Raw genomic sequence first — 4,099 nt, 5'->3', positions numbered from 1 at the left:
ATCTGTTTTTCTGTGAAGCCCTTTTTCAAAAGTTCCTGTGTCAGAACCGCATATTCAGATGTATCGAAGGCAGTCGTAACAGAACCATCGAAGTCAGATCCCAGCACCACATGGTCGATACCGGCAATTGAAACGGCATAAATAATTGAAGCTGCAACACCCTTTGGACTGATGTCGCAAGCTGCTGCATCCCAAAAACCGATACCAATCAACCCACCTTTTGCCGAAATCTTTCTGACTTGATCATCCGTGAGATTGCGAGGCGTGTCACAAATCCCCTTCACGCCTGTGTGAGAAACGACAATCGGTCGTGTCGCCATTGCCAGCACATCTTCAACCACCGCTGGAGAAGAATGAGCAACGTCAACAATCATCTCCTTCTTCTCCATAAGCCGCACCACGTCCTTGCCAAAGTCCGTGAGGCCTGCCTTGGATTGGCCATGGAGAGAACCACCCAGTTTATTGTCGAAGAAGTGCTGGAGGCCCATCAACCGCAATCCGCCCTCATAAAGCCGATCTACGTTCTTGATATCACCATCCAGTGCGTGCCCACCTTCTGTGCCTAAGACCCCGGCAATGATTTTGGAGCCTTGGGCTCTGGCTGTCAGGACAGCTTCCAGTTGTTCTCTATTATGGACAACAGTAATTTCGTCTGGATGTTTCTGCTCTAGATCGTATAGGCGCTGCGCCTGCAACAGCGCACGCTCAGAAAGCTTATTCAGTGCGCTAGAAGGCCAGCTTTGCAGCCAACCTAGCAGCGTGATGTTGTCAAAGGCCTCGGCTGAGTTCTTCTTGTAGTTTTGTCCACGGGGGGACTTGGTGACGCTGGTGAAGATTTGTACACCAACATTACCCTTTTTGAAGCGCGGCAGGTCTGAGTGACCGATCGAAGATTCCTGCGATATGTTCCGGTCCCAAAGCAAAACATCATTGTGAAGGTCCGCAATCCGTAGCCTATCGTGTAAAGCCTGTGCATCTGAATTGATGGAATAGGAAGCGTGTTCGATAACGTGATTTTGGGATTGATCAACATACTGGGCAACGTAGCCAGACCGTATGATACCGTATCCAGCTGCTGCAATAATCACAACGGCACCTAAACCAACCTTTAAATAAGAGATAGCCATAATACACGCCCAATATGTTTGTAGTCACCGACCCAGAAATATTGGTTTACCTTAAGGTAAATCGCATGTTTGTCCAGATACTCTAGCCGAGAGATGCTCCCGTTCCAGTGCAGGCGTGTTGCGTATCTCCTTGTAGGCAGACAACACTTCTGGGTAATATGAGAGCTAATTTCACCGGTTCTATAAACAGTTAAAGGCGAAAGGCGTTATCATGAATGCTCAGCAACTGGTCGAGACCATTCGCTCGCGTACATCTGCATCACTTAAGCTCATGAAAGCTCCCGGGCCGAATAGAGAAGAGATGAAGCTGATAATTGAGGCCGCTGCAGCTGCTCCTGATCACGGGCATCTACATCCATTCCGAATTTTGGAAATCCCGACAGACGCACGCAATGATTTGGGAGATCTGTTTGTAAAAGCCGTTGAAGAAATAAAAGATGACCCAACCGAAGAAGCGCTTACCCGTGCAAGGGAAAAAGCGCATAAAGGGCCTGTGCTTCTGGTTTTGATCGGATGTTTTCACGGTTCGGATGAGACCCGTATTCCCCAATATGAGCAAATGCTCTCAGCGGGGACAGCTTTGCAAAACATGGTGCTTGTAGCTCACGCAATGGGGTATGCATCCCGGATTACCAGTGGTGACAGTGCGCGTTCCTCTGCCTTCCATAAAGGATTGGGTCTCTCCGAAAACGAGGAATTCCTGTGCTTTATCTCTCTTGGCAAGGTTGATGAAGCAAGACCTGCCAAAGGTAGACAAGAAGCCCAGGAAATTCACTCAACGTGGGTGCCGGAATAACGCGCTTACTTCGCTTTTGGGCGGAACGCCACAATTACATCTGGGTCCGTTTCAATGCGCCCAGCACCGATCAGATCAAGGCAGTACGGCACTGCCTGGAACACTGCATCAAGACAGGTTTTGATGCTGGCTGGTTTGCCTGGCAAGTTGATGATGAGGCTTTTGCCCCGAATGCCAGCTGTTTGACGTGAAAGAATTGCTGTCGGCACCTCTTTCAAGGACAGTTGACGCATCAGTTCACCAAACCCGCGAAGCTCTTTCTCCATAACGAGCTCCATAGCTTCCGGAGTCAGATCGCGAGGAGAGGGGCCTGTTCCGCCTGTTGTAAGGATGAGGTCGATGCCATCTTCATCAGCCAATTGCTTCAAAGTGGTGCTGACGCTTTCGATTCCATCCGGAATGATCTTATGGATGGGCTCCCAGGGACTGGTCACAGCTTCTTCAAGGTATGCGAGAATAGCTGGGCCACTTTTGTCTTCGTAAGTTCCATCACTGGCGCGATCGGAGATGGTAACAGCTGCAATCTTCATGGATATCTCACATAGACACGGATGATTTGCAGCGAGAGTACGCGTGGAAATGCTTGGGTTCAAACATTAATTACCTGCTACTTTCCTTGTCCTCTTATTCTTTCAGGCCTGCAGAGAGCCCGTATCCTTCTACGGTTTGCCATCTACTCCCCATGTGTTTCTCACTGTGTATTTTGATAGACTGACGCTTCTTTGTTTAAACGTTACTATCCCGTCATTACTGAAGTTTTTAGGATGTAATCTACGTAATCCGGGGGGAGAAGCTGCAACAGATTGAGATGCATTTTACCCGTAACAGTAATGGTCTTTTGCAAGTCCGATACTAACTTTGGGTAAGGTCATGTGCAGTTATTCTAAGACACTCTCAGCTTACAACTTTGATGCGCCGGGATGTTTCGGACATGTACTCTGCAGCTGTGCTAAATAGAACAGATATGGGTAAGTACGTAGAATAGCTTGGCGATCTGAATTTTGAAATGCACTCAAACAGCTGTTGGGCTGCAAAGCGTAAGGAATCCGCTTAATGCGTAAAGTGCAAGTTGCTGCATTAGATGAACTTGAAGATCGTAAGCCTGCTCATGCACTTGTTAGCGAGGTGGATCTCGTTGTCGTAAGGTTTGATGAGGACATCTCCGTCCTCTATGGTCGTTGCCTCCATCGCGGTGCATTGCTTTCTGATGGATATGTCAGAGGTCGCAATCTGATTTGTGGATTGCATCAGTGGGATTATCGCCTGAACTCCGGCGTCAGCGCCTATGACAACAAAGAGTGTCTGCGAAAATTCACGCATTTCGTCGAAGACGGCAACATCTATGTTGATGAAGATGAAGTGAAGGCATGGGCTAAGGACAATCCGCAGCCCTATTTCCGCAAAGCCTATCTGGGTGAGTATGCGGACTTTCATGGTACGGAAGAAGAACCTCATAACAAACTGATTCAGACATACGCACGCGCAGGTTTGAAGCAGACGGGCCATCACGGCGCAATTGAAGCGATGGGAGTGCCGACAACAGAGCTACCTCAATGGGAAGATATTCAGATACTGACAGCGCAGCTGCAAAAGCCGCCGCGGTTGGATGAAGAACCCGTTGGAACTGATATTGTTATCGGCCCCAAGGCCCAGAAGCCGTTACACCTGAAAATCCCGCTCTTTGTCTCAGATATGAGCTTTGGCGCACTATCAGAACCCGCCAAAATTGCACTTGCTCGCGGAGCAGAGAGCGTTGGCACAGGCATCTGTTCTGGTGAAGGTGGGATGCTCCCAGAAGAGCAAGCAGAAAACACACGCTACTTTTATGAATTAGCTTCTGCACGTTTTGGTTTCTCTTGGGATCAGCTGGAAAAAGTTCAGGCCTTCCATTTCAAAGGCGGGCAGGCTGCCAAAACCGGAACTGGTGGACACCTCCCAGCTGCGAAAGTGACTGAGAAAATCGCAGCGGTGAGGGGACTACCTCCGGGAGAGGGCGCTATCTCGCCTGCAAGATTTCCTGAGTGGATGAAACCAGCAGATTTTCGCAAATTTGCAGATGAAGTGCGCGACAAGACTGGCGGTATCCCAATTGGTTTCAAGCTGTCTGCGCAGCATATCGAGAAAGATATCGATGCAGCTCTGGAAGTTGGCGTTGATTACATCATCCTCGATGGGC

4 protein-coding genes are annotated in these 4,099 nt (G+C 49.0%); 2 read left to right on the top strand and 2 right to left on the bottom strand.

What is annotated here, in order from left to right:
* Positions 1–1,127, bottom strand: a 1,127-nt coding sequence (locus tag PPL9_RS11705; RefSeq protein WP_057462862.1) for a dipeptidase, incomplete at its 3' end; no start/stop codon positions are given.
* Positions 1,128–1,338: 211 nt separating this feature from the next.
* Between PPL9_RS11705 and PPL9_RS11700 the strand changes: the two genes are divergently transcribed.
* Positions 1,339–1,923, top strand: a complete 585-nt coding sequence (locus PPL9_RS11700) for a nitroreductase (RefSeq protein ID WP_057462861.1) — start codon at positions 1,339–1,341, stop codon at positions 1,921–1,923.
* Between the two features lie 5 nt (positions 1,924–1,928).
* Here the strand turns inward: PPL9_RS11700 and mog are convergent, their stop codons facing one another.
* The gene (gene mog / locus PPL9_RS11695; RefSeq protein WP_057462860.1) at positions 1,929–2,453 is read right to left on the bottom strand and encodes a molybdopterin adenylyltransferase; all 525 of its coding nucleotides are present in this window, start codon (positions 2,451–2,453) and stop codon (positions 1,929–1,931) included.
* Positions 2,454–2,976: 523 nt separating this feature from the next.
* Between mog and PPL9_RS11690 the strand changes: the two genes are divergently transcribed.
* Positions 2,977–4,099, top strand: a 1,123-nt coding sequence (locus PPL9_RS11690) for a glutamate synthase-related protein (protein ID WP_208989323.1), incomplete at its 3' end; no start/stop codon positions are given.

Source organism: Pseudovibrio sp. POLY-S9 (assembly GCF_001431305.1).
Classification (GTDB): domain Bacteria; phylum Pseudomonadota; class Alphaproteobacteria; order Rhizobiales; family Stappiaceae; genus Pseudovibrio.
This window is presented reverse-complemented; position numbering and strand designations above follow the sequence as displayed.